The 19,721-nt window shown below is 48.2% G+C and carries 19 protein-coding genes; 12 read left to right on the top strand and 7 right to left on the bottom strand.

What is annotated here, in order from left to right; genetic code table 11:
- Positions 1–142 precede the first annotated feature (142 nt).
- A complete protein-coding gene (locus tag AAB417_02470; protein MEK7630866.1) occupies positions 143–1,210 on the top strand; it encodes a prohibitin family protein in 1,068 nt (355 codons plus the stop codon).
- 84 nt (positions 1,211–1,294) lie between these two features.
- Here the strand turns inward: AAB417_02470 and AAB417_02475 are convergent, their stop codons facing one another.
- Positions 1,295–2,290, bottom strand: a complete 996-nt coding sequence (locus tag AAB417_02475) for a hypothetical protein (GenBank protein MEK7630867.1) — start codon at positions 2,288–2,290, stop codon at positions 1,295–1,297.
- 92 nt (positions 2,291–2,382) lie between these two features.
- Between AAB417_02475 and AAB417_02480 the strand changes: the two genes are divergently transcribed.
- The 3 genes from AAB417_02480 to AAB417_02490 are packed head-to-tail and all read left to right on the top strand — an operon-like array spanning position 2,383 to position 5,260.
- On the top strand, positions 2,383–4,308 hold the full coding sequence (locus tag AAB417_02480; protein MEK7630868.1) for a cytochrome c biogenesis protein CcdA: 1,926 nt from the start codon (positions 2,383–2,385) through the stop codon (positions 4,306–4,308).
- A gap of 5 nt (positions 4,309–4,313) precedes the next feature.
- Positions 4,314–4,493, top strand: a complete 180-nt coding sequence (locus tag AAB417_02485) for a hypothetical protein (GenBank protein MEK7630869.1) — start codon at positions 4,314–4,316, stop codon at positions 4,491–4,493.
- Positions 4,494–4,501: 8 nt separating this feature from the next.
- Positions 4,502–5,260, top strand: a complete 759-nt coding sequence (locus AAB417_02490; protein ID MEK7630870.1) for a hypothetical protein — start codon at positions 4,502–4,504, stop codon at positions 5,258–5,260.
- Positions 5,261–5,263: 3 nt separating this feature from the next.
- Here the strand turns inward: AAB417_02490 and AAB417_02495 are convergent, their stop codons facing one another.
- Positions 5,264–5,482, bottom strand: a complete 219-nt coding sequence (locus AAB417_02495; GenBank protein MEK7630871.1) for a heavy metal-associated domain-containing protein — start codon at positions 5,480–5,482, stop codon at positions 5,264–5,266.
- A 14-nt stretch (positions 5,483–5,496) separates the two neighbouring features.
- Positions 5,497–7,896 (bottom strand): heavy metal translocating P-type ATPase, encoded by a 2,400-nt coding sequence (locus AAB417_02500; protein MEK7630872.1) that lies wholly within the window; start codon positions 7,894–7,896, stop codon positions 5,497–5,499.
- Between the two features lie 77 nt (positions 7,897–7,973).
- On the opposite strand from AAB417_02500, the gene AAB417_02505 reads away from it, so the two are divergent.
- Positions 7,974–8,381: a cupredoxin domain-containing protein gene (locus AAB417_02505; GenBank protein MEK7630873.1), complete on the top strand. Its 408-nt coding sequence runs from the start codon at positions 7,974–7,976 to the stop codon at positions 8,379–8,381.
- Here the strand turns inward: AAB417_02505 and AAB417_02510 are convergent.
- Positions 8,362–8,778: a DoxX family protein gene (locus AAB417_02510; protein MEK7630874.1), complete on the bottom strand. Its 417-nt coding sequence runs from the start codon at positions 8,776–8,778 to the stop codon at positions 8,362–8,364. The two genes, AAB417_02505 and AAB417_02510, sit on opposite strands and share 20 nt — an antisense overlap.
- Positions 8,779–8,865: 87 nt before the next feature.
- On the opposite strand from AAB417_02510, the gene AAB417_02515 reads away from it, so the two are divergent.
- Genes AAB417_02515 through AAB417_02535 form a run of 5 tightly spaced genes read left to right on the top strand, consistent with a single transcriptional unit; the run spans position 8,866 to position 13,083 of the window.
- The gene (locus tag AAB417_02515) at positions 8,866–9,381 is read left to right on the top strand and encodes a hypothetical protein (GenBank protein MEK7630875.1); all 516 of its coding nucleotides are present in this window, start codon (positions 8,866–8,868) and stop codon (positions 9,379–9,381) included.
- On the top strand, positions 9,378–9,668 hold the full coding sequence (locus AAB417_02520) for a hypothetical protein (GenBank protein ID MEK7630876.1): 291 nt from the start codon (positions 9,378–9,380) through the stop codon (positions 9,666–9,668). Before AAB417_02515 ends, AAB417_02520 begins: the two co-directional genes overlap by 4 nt.
- Entirely contained in the window at positions 9,668–10,564 is an 897-nt protein-coding gene (locus AAB417_02525) for a DMT family transporter (GenBank protein MEK7630877.1), read from the top strand. The genes AAB417_02520 and AAB417_02525 overlap by 1 nt, the downstream gene beginning before the upstream one ends.
- On the top strand, positions 10,561–11,577 hold the full coding sequence (locus tag AAB417_02530; GenBank protein ID MEK7630878.1) for a cellulase family glycosylhydrolase: 1,017 nt from the start codon (positions 10,561–10,563) through the stop codon (positions 11,575–11,577). The genes AAB417_02525 and AAB417_02530 overlap by 4 nt, the downstream gene beginning before the upstream one ends.
- Before the next feature lie 57 nt (positions 11,578–11,634).
- On the top strand, positions 11,635–13,083 hold the full coding sequence (locus tag AAB417_02535; GenBank protein MEK7630879.1) for a PKD domain-containing protein: 1,449 nt from the start codon (positions 11,635–11,637) through the stop codon (positions 13,081–13,083).
- Position 13,084: 1 nt separating this feature from the next.
- On the opposite strand, the gene fmt is transcribed toward AAB417_02535, so the two are convergent.
- Genes fmt through AAB417_02550 form a run of 3 tightly spaced genes read right to left on the bottom strand, consistent with a single transcriptional unit; the run spans position 13,085 to position 16,411 of the window.
- Positions 13,085–14,011, bottom strand: a complete 927-nt coding sequence (gene fmt / locus AAB417_02540; protein ID MEK7630880.1) for a methionyl-tRNA formyltransferase — start codon at positions 14,009–14,011, stop codon at positions 13,085–13,087.
- A complete protein-coding gene (locus tag AAB417_02545; GenBank protein ID MEK7630881.1) occupies positions 14,008–14,550 on the bottom strand; it encodes a peptide deformylase in 543 nt (180 codons plus the stop codon). The genes fmt and AAB417_02545 overlap by 4 nt, the downstream gene beginning before the upstream one ends.
- Positions 14,551–14,557: 7 nt before the next feature.
- Complete coding sequence (locus tag AAB417_02550) at positions 14,558–16,411, bottom strand: hypothetical protein (GenBank protein ID MEK7630882.1); 1,854 nt, start codon at positions 16,409–16,411, stop codon at positions 14,558–14,560.
- A gap of 52 nt (positions 16,412–16,463) precedes the next feature.
- Between AAB417_02550 and lepB the strand changes: the two genes are divergently transcribed.
- On the top strand, positions 16,464–16,958 hold the full coding sequence (gene lepB, locus AAB417_02555; protein ID MEK7630883.1) for a signal peptidase I: 495 nt from the start codon (positions 16,464–16,466) through the stop codon (positions 16,956–16,958).
- A gap of 241 nt (positions 16,959–17,199) precedes the next feature.
- The coding region (locus AAB417_02560; protein MEK7630884.1) for a hypothetical protein at positions 17,200–19,721 on the top strand (2,522 nt) is incomplete at its 3' end.

Genomic DNA, 19,721 nt, shown 5'->3' on the forward strand with positions numbered 1-19,721 from the left:
TCAATACTCGGTAGGGTATTGACAAACAAGTAAATATAGTGTACAATGCCTTTCAGTTGTAACTTGATTTTTCGTGTTCCAAAACCATAGATCCCAGTAAGTCCTAGCCAAAAGGCAGGCATGGGAAGAAGGAGGAGAAAAGATGCAGACGAAGTTTGTGGTGTGGGCGTTCACGCTGTTCGCGACGCTCATCGGTGTGAACTGGGCGTTCAGTCTCTTGAGCGCCAAGAGCGACATCCAAGTGTTGCTCGGGTTCGCGCTCATCGTGGTCATCGTGGCGCTCTGGCTGCCGCGCGGTCGCAAAGCGGCGGCCCGCGGGCTCGAGTATCTCAAGGAGTACTTGAGTGTCGCGCTCATCATCACGGCCGTCGGCATGATGGGCGGATGCACGCGCATCGAGCCCGGTCACGTGGGCATCGTGGTCAACCAGATGGGGTCGGAAAAGGGGGTGCAAGACTATACCGCCCAGACCGGCGTCATCTGGTACAATCCGGCCACGCAGGATGTCCTCGAGTACCCAACCTTCGTCCAGACCGCGGTCTGGACGCACAACACGCAGGAGGGTAGTCCGAACAACGAGGAGATCATCTTCTCGGACAAGGACGGCCTCGCCATCGCGATCGACCTTTCGATCTCGTGGTACCTCGACGCGGCCAAGGTCCCGTCGTTCTACGTGAAGTTCAGGTCGGACGATCTGGAGACCTTCACGCACGGGTTCCTGCGGAATGTGGCGCGTGATCACTTCAATGATGTCGGCCCGCTCTATGGTGCCGAGCAGCACATGGGCGTCAAGCGCGAAGAGTTCATGCTCGCTGTCAGGAAGCGGGTCAATGACCAGCTCGCGCAGTACGGCGTGGTCATCGAGCAGTTCGGTGTGATCGGTGCGCCGCGTCCGCCCGAAGCCGTCACCACCGCGCTCAACGCGAAGGTGAAGGCGACGCAGGATGCGATCCGTGTCGAGAACGAGCTCCGGCAGGAAACGGCCGAGGCTCAAAAGGCGGTCGCCAAGGCAAACGGCACGGCGGCCGCGCGGCTCTTGAATGCCAAGGCGGAAGCCGAGGCAAACTTGCTCGTGGCGAAGTCGATTACGCCCGAGCTCATCCAGTGGCGCGCCATCGAGAAGTGGAATGGCGCCCGCCCTATGGTGGAGGGGGTGGGGAGTGGGATGATCTTACAGATCCCACCACTGTCAGCTCCCGCCGCGAAGTAGTCAGGCGGTACGGTAGGAACACACAAAGTAGTAAAGCCCTCGGTAAGAAATGCGCGCAGCGCAAATCTTGCCGAGGGCTGTTTTTTATTCAGCTTTTAGATATCGCTCAAAGGGTTTATCGAGCGCGTAGAGTTTATCGCGCGCTGCGCGGTCGCAAGCGGCACGGAGTGGCTCACCAAAATATTTACATGCCTCTATCGCGCGTGCTTCGTGCGCGTCTGCTAGTTTTTCGATAACACCCTCAATACATACGATTTTGTCATCTAAATCTCCAGCGTTGCAGATGCTTGGCAAAAGATCGGGGTAGTTCTCGACGGTGCCCATATACATAAACCCAAGTCCGCGAAAACATCCGCGTCGCTGGAGGCCGGGGAGTGCGAGGCATTTTTCGGATGCTTCCCCAAAACTTTTCGTCTTGCCAATAAAGTGCCGCGCTTTGTAGGTCCAGCATACGGCTGTGTAGGGCGTGGTGTCGTCGCACACAAGGTCGTATTTATTCATATCAAACTCCATATAGGTGCCTCCCGCGCAGTAAAATTTGAGCGGCAGGGTAGGGAATGATTCGCAGAGCGGCAACGCGATGTCAGGGCGATAGTCAGCAAGATAGGTAAACGCATGTCCGATGCCATGGGCACAGTTGCCTGGCCGATGGTCTTGCGCGGTCGCACAAATATCGCTTACTTTGGCGGAGAGGTCCGCGAGCTTTATATGTTGGCCATCTTTGATGCCAGCGGCGTTGTCAGCGCCAAGTGCCGCCATGAGTACGCCATGAAAACATCCTTCGGTACATGATTTACCACACTCGCGAAATGCTTCGCCTATATCTTTGGTATGCGCGTAGACCACTTTACCGAGTTCGTGTGTCTGCCCATGGCAAATACCTGAGGTACTTTCGATAGCTGTTGCCATTTGATTTGCAGTGAGTTTGCCATAATACTTCTCAAAAAGGGCATGATGCTCACTCGGCGACGCATCACGAAACTCTTGGGTAAAAAACGCTAGTGTATTGGCGTACCAAAAAAAGGACGCAAGGGCGCCCAGAGTTGTGAGTATCATCGTACCAACAAGCAATCTCCGCATGTCATTATCCGTAGCGTATTTTTGCCGGCACGGCAATCATGTGACTTTTTATCAACAAGGGGTTTTTGTTTGTACCTTGCTATACTAATGGCATGGAAGAAAGCCAAAAGACGCGCCTTCCGCTTCTTGTCCTTACCGTTATTTTGACAGCAGTGTTTGCCATCGGGCTCCGATGGGTGTTTTTCGCGTCTCCCTCGACCGATAGCGCCTTCTTCTATTTGTATGACTATGCGGTGGGTCTTACTATGATCTTTTTGCCGTGTACGCTGCCGCTCGCGTTTGTGGTGGTACCACTCGCGATGGGCAAAGGCTATATACGAGGTATTGGTATTGCGGCCGCTTTTGCCGCGGGCGTGACGCTCACACTCAGTTTTTACGGAGCGTTGTTAGGTGCCATCGGTCAGACATTTTTGGGCAGTGCTGAGACGGCAAAAAATTGGATGTATATGTTTGCGGGCGCCATGGGGCTTTTGTTTGCATTTCATGATATTGGTTTGCGTGGGTTCAAGATGCCAACCTACAGTGGCGCGTTTCCTGACTTTATCCAAAAACAACAAGAATTTGTAAAAGCGTTTTTACTCGGACTCTTTTTGGGCAATGTGGGCGTGGGGTGCCCCAATCCGCTTTTCAATGGTGTCATAATCCCGCAGATTTTGGTGAGCGGCAGCGCGTTTCAGGGGTGGCTCATCATGGTAGTACAGGCGCTCGGGCGCGTGACGCCACTCTTTATACTGACTTTTTATGCAATTTTGGGCGTAAACGCCACCGGATTTTTGGTAAAACACCGCACCAAAGTCGAGAAATCAACTGGTTGGGCAATGATCTTTATCGCGGGTTTTCTCTTTACCCTCGGTACTTTTACTCATGATTGGTATGTCTATTCAGGCATTCATACATACCTAGAGAGCGTGACGCAAGAGGAGGCGATTACGACCATTTTAGGGTCAAATATAGGCAAACTCGGCCATGCGCATGAAGCTCCTCCCCCCGGTAATCTATGGATTGGGAGTTATATAATGGTGACTATTTGGCTTGTGCCGTTTGTCTGGCTTTGGTTACGCAAGCGCCGCGAGGCATATGCGGCACCTGAGGCGGAGCGAGATCATAAGATACACGACTCGCGTACCTATCTCAGTTTTATCGTTTGGCTTGCAGTCGGTCTTTATACGCTTTTTGGATGGGTACTACCGCACAATTTCCAATTTCATACGAAGCATATGGATATGGCGACAGTTTTCAATAGCAGTGTGAATACTGATCCTATCATGTCTAAGCCGGGCGAGATGACAAAGATATCAATTGCGCTCAAAGATGAAAAAGGTTTGCCCCTTCAAGATCTCAAAGAAGAGCACGAGCGTTTGATACATGTCATCATTGTCTCCGAAGATTTGAAGACCTTTATGCATGTTCACCCTGATGATTTTGGACCAATCACCGACGAGATGCGCGCCAAGGGAGAGTTTCCGATATATGTTACATTCCCAAGGGCCGGTACCTATTCACTCGCGACCGGATTTTCGCATAAAAATCACGAGGGCACCGTGCGCAATACTATAACTGTTGTAGGTGGCAAGCCAGAACCAGTAGCGATTGTAAAAAATATCATGCGCGAAGAAAAGTTCAAAGGATTCGCTGTCAGTCTCAAGACAAATCCAGATCAAATCCAGTCAGGCGTGCCCGCACACCTCGAATATACGATGACTGACGATAGCGGTAAGCCAGTGGGCGATATGGTCTCATATCTCGGCGCGCCCATGCATCTGGCTATTTGGAGCTATGACCTTGGCTATTTCCTCCATACACACGGTGAAGTACCGGGCTATGGTCACCAGGTGCCCGCAGATGCGTCATTTGGTCCTATGATCGATGCACATACCGCTTTCCCGTATCCGGGGCTTTATCGTGTATTTGCGCAGTTCTCGCGTGATGGCGATGTTTACACCACTACCTTTGATATCGCGGTTACCCAAGGACCCGAAGGTGCCACCATGATGGAGGCAGGTGCGCATAACCACTAATTTTTATGGATATTTTCGGAATACTTTGGGCGGCATCGCTTTTGTTTTTTATAGTAGGCCCGTCACTTGCTGGCATTGCATTTCGTAAAAAGAAAATAACACTCGTGCAGGCGTTGATCGCAGGTCTTTTAGCGCTCACTATATCTGCAGCATTAATCTGGTCACTTATCGTATTTAGTGTTTAGAATGGCATATGCCTGGATTTGAAGGACGCCCCACCCTCGGTTTCCATCTTGAACAAAAGCCCGAGATACGACCTCAATACAAAGCAGAACTCAAGGCGCTTTTACGCTTGGAGCAAGCTTTGCGTCATCCAGAAATGCCTGATGCCGTGCGTGGTTTTGAGGGGATTAAGGTAGGCAACGCGATTTTGAAAGAAAAAGGAGTATCAGGCGTGCTGATAGGCGGCCTTGCCGAGGCCGTATGGCGCTCTGCGAGGCCGCAGGATCTCGCGCGTCGCAAAGATACCGATATTTTGGTACTGACTCCAGATGCCGAGCTTGAAGATTTTGAAGGCGGTATTGACTGGTGGACGCGTAAAGAAGAGCATCTTGAAGTGAGTGGTGAGTTTGGTAAGAGCACAGGACCCATTAGATGGTGGGAAAATGCCAATGGAATCGTGCTCGGTTTTCGTCCCGAGGTGACCGGTGAGCTCGAGTCAGGTCTTTATGTATTGTCTCCCGAAGAGGTCATCTCGATGCGTCTCAATGAAACGACAGCTCAACTTGGCAATGCCGATGTAGAGCAGGAGTCACTCGCGCTTTTTGAGACAGCAATACTAAAGCGTCTTGGTAGGCAGCTCATGGTGCCAGAGGTTGCTGATGCCGTTGGGGGTAGAATCTTATCGCAAGGACACGGGTATCGTAAAGCTCAAGATACCGAAATAAAAAGCTTCCGTATGCCTACTGCAGACTACGGAGCTATCAAAAAGTTTAAAGAAGGAAGCGAGTAGGGGCTACTTTGCTGTAGCTGAATAGCCGAGCTCGGAGACCGATTTTTGGATTTGCTCTACGGTCACTTTTGAATCATCAAACTCTACTTCACCTGATTTGGTGTCCCAGCTCACTGAGGCGTTTTGAATACCGTCTTGGGTTGAAAGGACCATTTGGATACCCGCCGCACATGAGCCACAATGCATACCACCTACATCAAATTGTTTTTTTACGATTGCCATATAGAGTTATGGTACTACGCCGTTTTTTCTCGTGCAATCTTGGGTTCACGAAAGTATTTCAGAAGTAAAGAGTTGCCTACTACCGATACCGAGCTAAACGCCATAGCAAAGCCGGCATATTCAGGTTTGAGAAAGGCATTAAACGCACTCTTGCCCCATGGGAGACTGGCGACAAAGGCAGGATAATTTTGCCCGATATAGAAGAGAAGACCTGCCGCCAGCGGAATACCCACGATGTTATAAATAAACGCCCAGAAAAGATTTTGCCAAATCTTGCGAATCGTTTTGCGTGAGAGATCGAGCGCTGTGACAATATCACGCAAGTCATCTTTGATCAGCACAATACTACCAGTCTCGATTGCCACATCAGTACCGGAGCCGACAGCGATGCCCACCTCGGCTTGTGCGAGAGCGGGGGAGTCGTTCACTCCGTCACCAACCATAGCTACTTTCTTCCCTTGGCGCTGGAGTTCTTTGATCACTTCTTCTTTTTTCTCTGGTAATACTTTTGCCATGACGCGATCAATACCCACCATCTTGGCGATGGCTTCTGCGGTTTTTTGGTTATCACCTGTGATCATGATGATTTCAAGACCGCGTTTTTTGAGCTCGGCAATAGTTTCCTTGGCGTGTTCTTTGAGCGTATCAGCCATAGCGAGAACTCCTATCAGCTTACCGTCGTAGGCGATAAAGACGGCGGTCTTCGCTTCGTCCTGCAGGCGATCCAAGTCTTTCTCGCCCGCGATATAATCAATGTTCATCGATTTCATCATTTCGTCATTGCCGACGAGAACTACCTTACCTTCATAAAGAGCTGAAACTCCTTTGCCTGAAACGTTTTTGAACTCTTTGGGTTCCGGGGGGTTCAAATCTTTGGCGGCTTTCACTACCGCTTGGGCGAGCGGATGTTCTGATCCGCGCTCAGCAGTTGCCGCAATCTTAAGCACCTCATCGCGTGACATCCCGCCCATGGGAACTACATCAGTAACTGATAGCTCACCTTTTGTGAGCGTACCTGTTTTATCAAATGCTATAGCATTGAGCGAGCGGGTTTTTTCGAGCGCCTCACCACCTTTGAGGAGTACGCCAAACTCGGCACCACGCCCCGTACCTACCATGATGGCGGTTGGCGTCGCCAGACCCATCGCGCACGGACACGAGATCACAAGCACAGAGACAGCGGCCAAGAGTGCGACAGCAATAATCTTGCCCGCGATGTAATACCAATAGAAGAATGACAAGAGTGCAATGACTACTATAGTAGGTACAAAGTATTCAGATACCCTGTCAGTAAAGTCTTGGATAGGAGCACGAGCGCTTTGCGCCTCTTCTACCATCTTTACGATCTGATGAAGGAGTGTATCTTTACCTACTTTGGATGCGCGGCATTTGAGGAGCCCGTAGCTATTTACAGTTGCTCCGATGACCTGATCGCCAGCTTTTTTATTGACGGGGATTGACTCTCCGGTGATGATTTTCTCGTCGATAGCCGTCTCACCCTCAATAACTAAGCCATCAGTAGCTACTTTTTCACCCGGTTTTACCAAAAATACATCGCCAATCTGGATGTCCCCAATCTTTACCGTGACTTCTTTGCCATCTCGGATGACGATAGCGTCTTGAGGGGCGAGTTTTAAGAGTTTGCGGATAGCGCTCGATGCCTGACCTTTGGCTCGGGCTTCAAAGTAGCGGCCAAGAATAAGAAACGATATGAGTGCGGCAGAAGATTCCCAATACGGGTGGCTCAATCCTTGCCATAGTTGTTGGTAAAAGAATGAGTCAGGGCTAAGTTTGAATGTCATCGAGAAGAAAAATCCAAATGCCGACAGAAGATACGCGGTAGTGGTTCCCAATACCACGAGTACATCCATATTGGTCGATCCTACGCGTAGCGCGGTAAAGGCGTTGCGGTAGAATGGCCATGCCACAAAAAACTGGATGGGTGTGGTCATGATGAGGTATACCCAATTGAGATCTATGAAGGTGCCATTGGTGCACGCGCCATCGATAACTTTGATGATCGCATCACCACCGGCGCAAAGTGCATGGCCGTGTTGGAGATTGAGCATATGCACCGCCATATAGTAGAGAATAATGGGGGTAGCGAGCAGAAACGAAATAATCGTGCGATTACGCAGGTGCAGTATCTCTGCCAAGCGGTGTTTTTCTACTTCTTCCTCTTCGAGGGCGCCCTCTTTGGGTACGATAAGCCCATAGCCCAGTTTTTTGAGAAGGCCCCGTATTGCCTCGAGTGTGATGGTGGTGGGGTCATATTCGACGATGAGGCGCTCTGAGCTGTAGTTTGCGTTTGCCTTGGTGACGCCCTTTTGCGCTGAAAGAATTTTATTGATGAGTACTTGGCAGTTTGCGCAGTGCATGCCCTGTACTCGATAACTTTGACGAATGGTTGCCATATAGAGTGAGAAATATGCTATAGTAATACTATTAACTCTATCTTATCACGGGAACGCAAAGCTCCCTGTGCATACATATGGGTAACAAATATATCATTTTTCTTTTATTTGGAGCGCTTTTGATTGGTAGCGGCATTGTCTACGAAAAGTATTACCGTCCGAAAGATGTTGGAGCTGTCGCGTGGGATGGTGTGACGGTACTTGAGCGCAATATGATATCACTCGCAGACAAATGGCGGTTTGAGCCCAACACGCTTGAGACTAAACGCGGAGCCAAGGTGATTTTGCATATCTATAATCAAGATATCTATGATCATGGCATCGGCATTGATAACTTCGCCGTCAATGAACGCCTTTTCCCCAAGAGTACGACAACCGTGACATTTATTGCTTCAGAAAAAGGGGAGTTTCAATTTTATTGCTCGGTCGCTTGTGGCGATGGTCATTATGACCAAATAGGCAAGCTCATCGTCCACGAGGAGTAGGACGATCGTTACCCAACAGAAATACCGCAAAGCCAGCGGCGGCAAGCCCCACATCACGGTAGAGATCAGGAGTCAGTTTAAGTCCTTTAAAGTTTACATACGCTACAAAAATAGTGGTTATCATACCGCCCGCAAGAAAGCCAGCAAGACGCACCTGAATACCGGTGATGAGCGCGAGCGCTATGAGTGCTTCTAAAATACCTGTATAAAAATTGAGAGGCCGTGAGAGCTCACGCCCTATGCCAAAGAGTTGTTCGATCTCGGCGGCTCCTTGCCCTGCGCTTGCTGGTGTAAGTTTATGAATCGCAAAAAGTATAAAAACAACGGCAAGCCCAAGCCGTAGAATGATGGGTGCAAGCCATGAGAGTTTTCTACCAATATTGTTAAACCGTTCCATAAGAGTAAGTATATATGGAAAATCACTGTATATCGTGTGGATAAGATATGCATAGCTTGTGGAGTGCACTCACCCTAAAATAGACGCATGTCATGGCGTTTTATCGCAATGAGTACTCTTGTTTTTGGTCTCGCACATGTTGCTTTTGTGTACGCAGGACCACGAGAAGTTTTTTTGGCGAGCGAGCTCAAGTTCATTGATTTTCAAAGTCCTGCGCCTGAATACACGATTGGAGCTGATGTGCGCAGTAAGCTCAAAGACCACTTTAGTTCAACATATAATCGAATATTGGCAACCAATATTCGTTTTGAACATGAAGCGGGGCGCGTTGAACGGGCGATCGCCGCGCGTGAACTTATGGGTGATGCTCAGCAATTAAGAACGAAGCTCGCGCACGCGCGTACGCGTCTTGCCGAAAGTCGAGCGGCGCTTAGTAGCATCAAGGGTGATTTTGAAAATATTTTTATCTTTGATCTACAGGCAACACCGCGTACGCGGATGGGTAGGATGCGCGGTCGATTTGAAAAGGAAGTAGCAATCCCGATGCGGGGCGCGCATACAATGCTGATGGGTGTAGTACTCAAACTCAAGGAGATCCAATGATTTCGCGTATCAAGCATCACTTATCTATAGTAACTATCGTGCTTGTCTCGGCGCTTACGACCTTTAGTGTGCTTTGGATGCGCGATGTGGTACGGATAGTAGAGCCGACGACAAATGCCGCAGCATCTGAGATGCCACAAATGATATATGATCCAGTAATCGAACAGACGCTTTCATCGGGCGATTCTATCGATCCAGATGCTATCGAAAGAGATTTGCGTGCCATTGAGCTTCACACGGCCGGTGAAGGATTAGCGGATATTCAGGTATTACTAGGAAATCAATAATGATCTGGCCAGCTATCGCGCTTGTAGGATATTTTTGTTCAGCACTTTCTAAAATTATTGATAAGGGTCTTTTAGCACGCACTATTCCCGATCCTCGAGTCTATACCGTATGGACGGGGATTTTAAGCAGTTTTATTATTTTGTTCGCGCCGTTCGGATTTCATCTCTTGCCGCTCAAAATCATGGGGTGGGCGTTGTTGTCGGGAGTTGCGTTTGGTATATCATTATATTGTTTTTATAGTGCGTTGCGCCGCTTTGAAGTATCGCGTGTTGTGCCGCTCTTTGTCGGTATTGCGCCATTTATCACTATCGCACTTTCGGCAAAAGTGCTGGGTGAACGGGTAGATGGCTGGAATTTTGGAGTATTCGCGCTTTTGATTTTGGGCGGCGTATTACTCGCATGGGAGGGTAGGGGGCATATGCTTTTCAGCGCACTGTTGGGTGGATGGACTCTCGCCGCCGCTTTTGCTCTTTCAGTACACTTTGTATCTGCGCGTATTGTTTTTGACGCGACGCCGTCTTTTATCAATGGGCTTATCTGGACGCGATTTGGGCTTATTCTTTTTGCACTCTCATTGATATTGTTTCCAAGTGTGCGCCGCGCGCTTAGGGGTGCCAAGCGCCCCGCGCGGCGGGGTATCGCGATCTTCGGTCTCAACAAACTTATCGGTGCGGCAGGTCTTTTTTTGATCAACTTGGCGCTTGCAAAGATATCGGTTTCCCTTGTGCATGCGTTGGGTAGTTTTGAATATTTATTCGCGTTTTTACTAGCAGGTGTTCTCTCGCATCTATTGCCACAGTATAAGGCAGAAGACTTCTCGCGTGGCGCCGCGCTCATGAAGTTGTCGGGGGTGGCGGCGCTTGGTGTAGCTTCATATTTGCTCTTTATCGCATGAGGTATCAGAAAAAAAAGCATCGCCGAATACTGCGCATGTTAGTTGGGGTGGTGCTGTTTGTTTGTTTGGTAGTGGGCGTTTTGGTTTTACGCATACCTGTACAAGAGCCGCGCATATGGGGGGTGACATTCTCACATATTTACGCCCGTTCTATGGGGCTTTCATGGATTGAGACTTATGAGGCGGTGTTGCAAGATTTGGGTGTGCGGCATCTGCGTATACCGGTGTATTGGCCCGAAGTCGAGCATCAGCGGGATCAATGGTCTTTTGATGATTATGATTATATGTTGGCGCGTGCGGGCGATATGGACGCAAAGGTTATCATGGCGATTGGTCGCAAGGTACCGCGTTGGCCGGAGTGTCATGAGGCGCCGTGGACCTACGGCATGCCCGATATAGAAAAAGACGAGTTTCTGTTGCGCTATATGCGTATGGCGGTCGAGCGTTATCGAAGCTTCCCGCAGGTAGTGGCGTGGCAAGTTGAGAATGAGCCTTTTTTGCCATTTGGCGTTTGTCCGCCGTTTCGCAAAGAATTTCTTGATCGCGAGATAGCACTCGTGCGCGAGCTCGATCCATCACGACCTATCATGATTACCGATTCGGGAGAGCTTTCCATGTGGGTGCCGGCCATGTCGCGCGCGGATATTTTTGGTACGACTATGTACCGTACTATCTATAATGGGCGCATTGGCTATATCACTTATCCTTTGCCGCCGTCATTTTTCCGTCTGAAGCGCGCGGCAGCGGAGCTTTTTGCAGGCAAGAGGCAGGGGGTTGTTATCGAACTACAAGCAGAGCCGTGGGGGCCTGGAGATGCTCAACATTTTACGCGTGAGGAGCGCGAGAAATCTTTTGGCGACGATGACTTACCGGCCATGACTGCCTATGCCACTAAAACAGGATTCGATACTTTTTATTTCTGGGGGGTTGAATTTTGGTACTCACTCAAAACAAAGGGTGAACCAGAGCTTTGGGAAGATGCGCGCACACTTTTCCATGAAAGTCACAAATAAGGTTTTGGGTCGTTATACCTTATGAATCAATCATTATTAGGTTTAGTAAACTAGAGTATGAAAAAAATATTTATTATCGTAGCGATGGGGGTACTCGTTGTACCCTTAATATCATTTGTCTCGGCAAGAACCGCAGATGAAATTCGTGCTGAGATTAAGGAGATCGAGACAAAGCTAATGACATTGCGCAAAGAGCTCGCGAGCGTCGAGGGGCAGGGCAATGTATGGTGCTATAGCTTTGAACAAAACTTACGCATCGGAGATAAGAATAATGCTACGATGGAGCTCAAAGAAGTATTGCGCCGCGAAGGCATCTATACACGAAGAGACGCGAGCGCCGATTTTGATGAGACGCTTGCCGCAAGTGTAACGGCGTTTCAAGAAAAATATCGTGATGACATCTTGCGCCCCGTAGGGCTCTCAAACGGTACTGGATATGTAGGCAAAGGTACCCGCGCAAAACTCAACGCGCTCTATGGGTGTACGCGCCCACCAGTGACCGGGCAAAATATCGATGTCAAAACGCCTGCAGTCTTTACGATTACACCCAATACCACTGCGCGCGTAGTTAACTATCAAAATATGACGATTACTCTTAAACATATCTCGCTTACCAAAATCGTGTGTATCACGACACCGTGTATTTCACCGATATTTGCTCAGATTGAGGTTGCAACGCCGGGTGGATGTGGGATAGATGCTGATCCGCGTTGCTTGGGCGCGCCAAGTTTTCGTCAGGAGTATACAATGGCGCGTGGCCAGACTATTGATGTGATGGGTTTGCCAATCACACTCTCTGAGATCAGTGAGAGTAAGGCAACATTTAAAATAGGAAAAGAAGACTCAACTACCAATCAGCCGCCCGTTATCAAAAGCGTCAAAGGTCCTACACAGCTTAGTGTCGGCGAAGTGGGCGGATGGATAATCGAGGCATACGATCCTGAGCGCGCGAGCTTGCGTTACTCAGTGATGTGGGGTGATGAGAATAATTATGCGAGTCCTTCAGATATTTCTGGCCGAGAAGGGGGTGCTACTAACGCGCAGACGACAACCTTTACTCATTCATATGCTCGAGCGGGGGCCTATACGATACGCTTTGTCGTGAGTGACAACGCAGGGCAAGAGGCAAAATCAAGCATGACTATTCAGGTGGGCGAGAAAATCGCCAACGGGTCTTTGTATTTTCGACCGGACTCGATGAATCTTAGAGTGGGTCAGACACAGGGGGTTGCGGCATATTTTCAGCCCGCGATGCCGTCCTGTCCTACTGGTATGGCGTGTGCACAAGTAATGCCCGCCTCTTATCGCGTAGACGCAAGATTTAGTGTCGAGAACTCTAGTATCATAGGGTTTCAATATGCGATGCCAGGGTGCATGGCTCCCGAATCGGTTTATAGTTACTGTGGCACCTATGTCATCGCAGAAGGTAAGCAAGTCGGATCAACAAAAATACTGGCAAGTTGGAATGGCTTTACTGCAACCATGCCCGTGAGCGTCTCACAATAGATTATAGAAGTTTTAGATTCGCGGTGTCCTCGCGCAGTCCCGCGAGAAACGCACTACCAGCCATCGGCTTACTGCCCGATGGCTGTATTGTTTTGAGGTGTATCAAAAAATCTTGTGCTACGGCGTAGACCTGTTTGTCACGAGTGACCAGATCGCCCGGCGTTTCATTTTCAGTCCGCGGTATGTCAGTAATTAAGGCTTCTAGTATTTTAAAATTTTTTCCGCCAAGTATGTTCCAGCATGTTGGCCATGCCTTGTACGCGCGGACGGCGTTGATAATGTTTTGTGCGGGCTGGTTCCAATCGATATGTCCCGATTCTTTAGTGAGCATTTTGGTGAAAGTCGCAGCTGTATGATTTTGCTCACGCGCTTGTATCGTGCCTTTAATCCAAAGGGGGATAGCACACACCAAAAGATCGGCGCTTCTCTGCGCGAGTTTTTCTTCGAGCGTGAGCGCATCATCAGTGTCATCTATAGCTACTTGTTCTTGGGCTATGAGAGGGCCATGATCAACCTCTTTATCGGTGAGCATGATGGTAATGCCTGTAGTATCGTCACCGTTAGCAAGTGCCGTTTGTATGGGTGTCGGGCCGCGGTAGTGCGGTAAGAGTGAAGGATGCACATTGAGCGTTCCATGCGTGGGAATATCCAAAATATCATTTGGTATGATATGTCCGTATGAAGCGATAATACCAAGATCGCACGCAGGGACATCATTGTTTGCTACGCGTTTTGCTTGCACAAGAGGGATTGCGCGATCTTTCGCGTAGAGTGCTACTGGGGGAGCGGTGAGTGCGTGTCCTCGTCCGCTCGGTTCATCAGGACTTGCGATAACTGCGACGATATCAAAATCTGCGCGCACGAGCGCGTCGAGTATCGTCACCGAAAAAGCACTATTGCCAAAAAATACTACGCGAGTTTTTTTCATTTAGTGTCTTTAATCTTGGTGATCTTGGTAGCGTGATCGATAAAGAGCGTACCACCAAGGTGGTCAATCTCATGTTGCAAGAGGCGAGCAAAGAGCTTGGTAGCACCTCGCTCAAATGCTTTGCCGGTTTCGTCATATGCCCGTACGCGTATTTTTTCCGCGCGGGGCACAATGCCGTAAGTCTTCGGGATACTCAAGCATCCCTCGGTGCCTGCTACTTTTTTTGAAGCGATTTTAAGAATCGTAGGATTGATAAATATGACATATTTCCAACTTTTTTTCTTTGCCTTTTCTTCAGTCGCGTCTTTTGGCTCCCAACCTTCATCGATGGCAAGAGCCTCTTCGGACGCAAGAAATATTTGCTTTGAGATGCCTATTTGAGGGGCCGCAATACCAATGCCGTCAGGCGTTTTGCGCAGCGTTCCTGACATATCACGAAGAATGCTCGCAAGTTCGGGCGAACCAAATTCTTCTTTGGCTACAGGTTTCGCCGTCCTGCGCAGTATCGTATTGGGTAGAGTGACGATGAGTGAGGTCATGGCATTACTATAAGATATTTTCTGGATCGACGACAATGTCCCACTGGTCCGCATGGGTAGCAAGAATACCTTTGAGGTCTTCGGCGTTTTCTGTCCATTGGTGCTCATTGATACTAATAAGAAGGTGATGGCGAGAGGTATCGTTGAATGCCGCGTAGCTTGAGACATATTCGGCGTGCCCGGAGATAAGACTTTCGAGTTCTTTTACTTTTGCATCACGACGATCTCGTTGTGCATCGTGCAAGGTTGCTTTGATAAAAAGTACCGCGGGTGGCAATTGGGCTTGTACGCGCTCCATGCATTCTGTTTGCAGAAAACCCTTGGTATCTTGGCGTATAAAGTGCCCAAAGAGTTGATGGAGAGGGAATCGTGTTTGTACCCAGATAAATGATTCCGATACTTTGCCCGAGAGTTTAAGCAGTATGGAGAGCACGCGTTCGTTGATTCTGAAATCAGGTATTGAGAATAGGTTGTCAAGGTTCACCACGGCGCCGTGAGATGCCATGAGGCGCGGTTCTTCAAGTAATGCGTCAGTACCTATCAAAATACCATTAGACGACGCAAGAAATTGAGTTATAATTTTTTCCCGTGTAGTTTTGTTTGGTGCCACAGTATCATCATAGATCCAGAATGGTCGAACAACTCCAAGCGCCTTAAGCTCTTCGGCTACGCGTTGCGTGCCTATACCATATCCACGGAGATTCCACCCCTTACAGTTGGGGCAGGGAATTTCAGGCGGCAGTTCACGCTCACATCGGTGACAGTGATACAGGCGTTTCCCACTATCGTGCATGACCAGAGGAACTTGGCATCCAGGGCAGACAAGGAGTGTACTGCAATCGCTACATATAATGAAAGTATAAAATCCTTTTCGTGTGGTAAATAAAAGCGTTCGCTCAGTTTGGGTGGTCAGGAGCGCCAAAAGCTCGCCAGAGATGATCGGATTTTTTTGTTGACGCATGTCAATGAGAGCACCTGGTGCGTGTGGTTTGATGCGTGACGAAAGGTATTGGAGCTGTCGTTCATCTTTTAAATCTCGCATACTTGGCAGCATCTTTCCTTCGATACATTTTGCACGGATATGTTGCGCAAAGAGAGTCAATGCTTTAGCAGTATGAATGCGCGGGCGTTCCTTACGCGAGTAGTGAGGGGAGTCGGAATCTTCAATGATGATGATATCTTCAAATCCAGAAAGAAGACCAAGTGCGAGAGGGGAGGCGATGACGAGTGATGGAGATGTTTTTGCAACAATGCGTTCACACGCGAGACGCGTTTGTTTCGGTGTAAGTGATCCATGAAGAACGACAAGATTGAGTGGTAAGTGAGAGAGCGATGAGGCGATGTATTCTAGTACCGCGAGCGTTGGGGCGAAAATAATGATTGATTGTTTTTTCGCGTATGCTTCCCGAACAGCAGTTGAGTAATACGCGATGCGTTCAGCGAACGATCCCAAGACGATCGTAGGGTGTTGATGCTGGAGTACTTGAGGAGGGATTTCAAGCGCGCGCGTTACGGGCGGCGTGTTCAGAAAAAAAGTAGGGAAAAAAAGTTTTACGATTTGCCCGACCGGCTCTTGGTAGTAGTTTGCAAGATCGCGTGCGATGGAGACCAGAGAAGGATGTATAATGTTATTTGATGCAAAAATTTTATGAATACGCTTGAGCGCAAATGCTCCTTTTTTGATCGCAATCTTTTTTTCCGAGAGCGGTTCGCTCGCGAGTACCATTGCGGGTATGATGCGCTTCTGAAATGGCACCAACACGAGAGTGCCAGAGGCAATAGTCTCTTTTGCAAAATAACTTAAAGCACCCGCATACTTTCGCGGTAATGGTACGAGGGGGCTCACAGAAACAATGTGCATTTGTTCATTGTAGGGGTCTTGCAAGGATTCTCACAAGTCCTACCATAGGGGTATGAAGTACGCGATACTTTTTGCCAAAATATTTATTTTTGCGCTTTTTATTAGTATTATGACGCGGTATATAGCCGTACAGCCATTTGTGGTTGCTGATAATGCTATGGCGCCTGAGTTTTATAAAGGAGATGTATTGCTGATCAATCGTTTTGCCGCTTTTCATCGCAATACAGTCATTGTGTTTAGGGATAGCTTAAAGAGCGAGCGCTCTTTAAGGCGCATTATTGCCCTACCGGAAGAGCGTATTACCATCAGTGATGGCATAGTTTCTATAACAGATAAGGACGGAGATACAGCTATCAAGGAATTGCCGCTCTTTGGTACGGTTACATTGACTCTGCCAGGCGTTGGAAAAATCGATGCGCATGAGGTATTTGTGATGCCAGATCATGCTACACAAGACTTTTATGGTCTTATCGATACGCGCCATATTATTGGTGCACCAATAGCGAGAATCTATCCATTTTCTCGGATAGCTTTTTTTAATAATTAGTAATGTTTGTATAGTAAGGTTAGTAATGTTTATATAATCTCTATCAATGTTTTAAGAAAAAATATGAATACAATAAGAAGTCACCAGAGGGCATAAAAGGACTCCAGAGCGATCAAAACATTTTTCTAAAGTATTATTCTTTCCACAAGGATTTGCTAAAAAGGGAGATTTATCGCTATCTCCTTTTTTTCTTTCATTTACAATATAAATCAGGTATCCGATACATCATCGGATGACTGATATGAAAGAAAAAAAGCAAGAATTTATTCCCGTATCGGAAGCATCTCAAGACACTCCGTACAGCACGGAGTATTTGAGTTTGCTTTGTCGTAAGGGCAAAATTGAATCAAAAAAAATTGGACGCAACTGGTATACAACCAAAGAGGCCGTGCGCAAGTATTTGGCAAAGCAAATTGCCCAACGCAATTCGAGCGTATCGATGCTCGATACCTATGCCACGACACTCTTCCAAAAACCAGAGGCACACTTTACCACTGCAGGTCCTGCAGAATTGCGCGCATGGGAAGATGTCGCAGAGCCAGCACAAAAACAAGAAAAGAAATCACTTGAAATTTATCCTCAACTCGATTCATCTCTCGACCTCAAAAGCGATACGCTTTTTGAAAAGTTTATCGGCAAATTTATGGCTTTCATGGATGTCTCTATCGAAGGTCATTTTGGTTTTACACATCGCTTATGGCGCCGCATCAAAAAGGAGGCAAAAGAAATAATCACCAACAAGCGCACATTCACGATTTTATTTTTTCTTGTCATATTGTTGGTGCTTTCTCCCGCGCGTGTATTGTTGAGTGCGGCAGACGATGCTATCTTCGCGGCGTATGAAAAAATACGCGATTCCGAAACATTGATGGGTCATCGCGCGGGTACGCATGCCAATGAAGTTTTGTTGCTTGATAAAAATGGCAATGTAGCAATCTATGGCAATGTAATCTCTGATAATACTATCGAAGCCGGCGGTCAGTTGATCTCAAATATCACAGATGGTACTGCACCGATTAAAGTGCGTTCGATGACAAAAGTAGAAAATCTCAACGCTGATTTTCTCGATGGTATTTCTACCGAACAAATGACATTAGCGTTTGTAACTAAAAACGGCAATATCACCTATGACGATGTGTACTTGGAGGGCAAGGTCGAGGTGGGTAAGACGCTCTTGGTAAAAGGAGCTACTCATCTCTTGCAATCATTGCAGGTTGATGGGGGTCTTGCGGTATTGGGTGACGCAGTATTTTCAAAGGGCCTTAAGGTACATGGCGATATCAATACGCGAAATCTTTTTGCGCAAGATTATGTGACTGCGAGAATCCTACAAGGTGAGACGATCATGGGTACAAAAGAAATATATGCTCCCCAAATCTATGCGACTCAAAGTTTACGCGGGAATAATTTACTTGTGGATGGTCAGAGCGTCTTTCAAGGTATGAGTATGCACAATGGTGGGCTGTCAGCAAAGTTTGGCTCGTTTGATATAGTGCTTGAGGTAGCAGGTGATTTCGGCGCGTATGGGAAAACGGTTAATCTTGGTGCAGCAGGATCTAGTAAAATTTTCGCCAAGGGTACTGCATTTACTTTTAATGGATCTACGGTATGTACTGCGGGGAATGGTAGTTGTGCGGCCGGCACTACTTATTTTGATGGCAAAAATATTTCTCTCGATGGTACCACTTTTAATCTTGATACTAATCTTTATTCCCTCGGCAATATTTTTGCTACTTCTTCGGGCTCTGTATACGCATCAAGTACTATACAGGCTTCGGGTAATATTTTTGGTTATAGCTCATTGGGTCTTGGTACGACATCGCCCGCGCGTGTTTTAAGTGTAGAAGGAGACGCGATTATCACAGGCGCTCTCAAGGTGGGGCCCCTGACGAGTACAAGCACTATCAGTTGTGATTCTCTTGATACCAATGCCGCAGGTCTTATCATCTGTGGTACTGATGCTACGGGCGGTGGTTCTACGGTACCTAATCTCGTGTATCGCGCGTTTAGCGGTACAAAGTACTTTACCGCTTCATCAACTGTCGATCAGTTTGCTTTTCGCTTTGCCGATGGTTTTGTCTCTTCGGCGTCATCTTCAATCGCTGGGTCACTGACTGTCTCCGAGTCGATAAATGCCTCGAGTACTCTACATGCTTCAGGTAATGTGTGGCTAGGTTCAAATCTTTTTGCTGGCGGTACCACTTCGCAACCTCTCGCGGGGTTTGCTTTGGGAGGCGCAGGATCAGCAACTGCTGACACCTACATCTCTGGTGGTCTTGGAGTAGGGAATGCGACCACGGCTGATGGTGTACTTGAAACATCAAGTTACGGAGTATTCGGCAACCTCATCAAAGCAAACACCGGTACTTCCACCTTCACCGGAGGAGGAATAGTTGCTGACTCTATCCGCCTCGAACATATTCTTTCATGTACGGGAGCAAGTACTCTTGATACCGATGCGAATGGCGCGATCATCTGTGGCACTGATGCTGATACCGACACCACCTACACGGCTGGCAACAACCTTGCACTCACCGGCACTCGCTTCGATGTCAAAACCAACCTCTACTCCATGGGTGACATCTTCGCGACCACCACCGGCTCTTCCATATATGCCTCATCAACGGTACAGGGAGCAACACTCATCGGTTACTCAAACATCTTTGCCGCGACAACCTCACAACCCCTCGCCGTACTCGCTGTCTCGGGTGACACCTACATCTCTGGTGGTCTTGGAGTAGGGAATGCGACCACGGCTGATGG

Source organism: Patescibacteria group bacterium (assembly GCA_038064855.1).
Classification (GTDB): Bacteria; Patescibacteriota; Minisyncoccia; order Ryanbacterales; family GWA2-47-10b; genus SICQ01.

Excerpts from the sequence above, each read along its gene's own strand:
- AAB417_02500 (MEK7630872.1), bottom strand. The coding sequence starts at position 7,896 with ATGGCAACCATTCGTCAAAGTTATCGAGTACAGGGCATGCACTGCGCA.
- AAB417_02545 (MEK7630881.1), bottom strand. The coding sequence starts at position 14,550 with ATGACCTCACTCATCGTCACTCTACCCAATACGATACTGCGCAGGACG.
- AAB417_02475 (MEK7630867.1), bottom strand. The coding sequence starts at position 2,290 with ATGCGGAGATTGCTTGTTGGTACGATGATACTCACAACTCTGGGCGCC.
- AAB417_02485 (MEK7630869.1), top strand. The coding sequence starts at position 4,314 with ATGGATATTTTCGGAATACTTTGGGCGGCATCGCTTTTGTTTTTTATA.
- AAB417_02550 (MEK7630882.1), bottom strand. The coding sequence starts at position 16,411 with ATGCACATTGTTTCTGTGAGCCCCCTCGTACCATTACCGCGAAAGTAT.
- lepB (MEK7630883.1), top strand. The coding sequence starts at position 16,464 with ATGAAGTACGCGATACTTTTTGCCAAAATATTTATTTTTGCGCTTTTT.
- AAB417_02515 (MEK7630875.1), top strand. The coding sequence starts at position 8,866 with ATGTCATGGCGTTTTATCGCAATGAGTACTCTTGTTTTTGGTCTCGCA.
- AAB417_02470 (MEK7630866.1), top strand. The coding sequence starts at position 143 with ATGCAGACGAAGTTTGTGGTGTGGGCGTTCACGCTGTTCGCGACGCTC.
- fmt (MEK7630880.1), bottom strand. The coding sequence starts at position 14,011 with ATGAAAAAAACTCGCGTAGTATTTTTTGGCAATAGTGCTTTTTCGGTG.
- AAB417_02490 (MEK7630870.1), top strand. The coding sequence starts at position 4,502 with ATGCCTGGATTTGAAGGACGCCCCACCCTCGGTTTCCATCTTGAACAA.
- AAB417_02505 (MEK7630873.1), top strand. The coding sequence starts at position 7,974 with ATGGGTAACAAATATATCATTTTTCTTTTATTTGGAGCGCTTTTGATT.
- AAB417_02510 (MEK7630874.1), bottom strand. The coding sequence starts at position 8,778 with ATGGAACGGTTTAACAATATTGGTAGAAAACTCTCATGGCTTGCACCC.
- AAB417_02530 (MEK7630878.1), top strand. The coding sequence starts at position 10,561 with ATGAGGTATCAGAAAAAAAAGCATCGCCGAATACTGCGCATGTTAGTT.
- AAB417_02520 (MEK7630876.1), top strand. The coding sequence starts at position 9,378 with ATGATTTCGCGTATCAAGCATCACTTATCTATAGTAACTATCGTGCTT.
- AAB417_02495 (MEK7630871.1), bottom strand. The coding sequence starts at position 5,482 with ATGGCAATCGTAAAAAAACAATTTGATGTAGGTGGTATGCATTGTGGC.
- AAB417_02535 (MEK7630879.1), top strand. The coding sequence starts at position 11,635 with ATGAAAAAAATATTTATTATCGTAGCGATGGGGGTACTCGTTGTACCC.
- AAB417_02525 (MEK7630877.1), top strand. The coding sequence starts at position 9,668 with ATGATCTGGCCAGCTATCGCGCTTGTAGGATATTTTTGTTCAGCACTT.
- AAB417_02480 (MEK7630868.1), top strand. The coding sequence starts at position 2,383 with ATGGAAGAAAGCCAAAAGACGCGCCTTCCGCTTCTTGTCCTTACCGTT.